Raw genomic sequence first — 601 nt, 5'->3', positions numbered from 1 at the left:
TTTCCCCGTAACATTTCCGCGAATCTTAGCGAAAGGATTATGCTGAAAATTGAAAACACTACCCTCACCAAGATCTAGCAAAGCAGAACCAGAAGAACTAGATTTTGTTTTAAATTCGTGACTTGAAAAACCAAAGCCACTCACTTTCTTAAACAAAGAAACAAAAAAAATCTTAAAATTAATCATTTTATCAACTTAACCCTCCCATTAAAATAAAGGTACTTATCTCTATTGGCCAGACTCATCAAATTCTTCTCTTTTCTATTCTCGATTTCATCTAAAGCTTTTTCTGGAGAAGCAAAGTCCAGACCAGAAAGTGATGGCAACGAGTAATCCCACCACTTTGATTTTAAAAGCCTGTCAATCACTTCCTCAGAGAAACGGAACTTTATAGTTTTGGATGGTACACCCCCAACAATTTCATATGGCTTTACATCCTTAGTCACTAAAGCACCAGCACCAATTACAGCGCCATGACCAACATTAACACCTCTCATAATTGTTACATTACTACCTATCCAAACATCATTACCAATTGTTCCAGCTCTTTTTTGCAAAGGAGGATTAAAACTCTCGGACAACTCTATATATTCTTTATACT

1 protein-coding gene and 1 pseudogene are annotated in these 601 nt (G+C 35.9%); both read right to left on the bottom strand.

Features of this window, described 5'->3' with window-relative positions; genetic code table 11:
- A partial coding sequence (locus MOY_RS17645) for a hypothetical protein (RefSeq protein WP_009102279.1) occupies nucleotides 1-186 on the bottom strand: 186 nt, incomplete at its 3' end.
- A gap of 143 nt (nucleotides 187-329) precedes the next feature.
- Nucleotides 330-601, bottom strand: a pseudogene (locus MOY_RS17800) (CatB-related O-acetyltransferase); the annotation flags it as partial.

It is taken from the genome of Halomonas sp. GFAJ-1 (assembly GCF_000236625.2).
Classification (GTDB): domain Bacteria; phylum Pseudomonadota; class Gammaproteobacteria; order Pseudomonadales; family Halomonadaceae; genus Vreelandella.
This window is presented reverse-complemented; position numbering and strand designations above follow the sequence as displayed.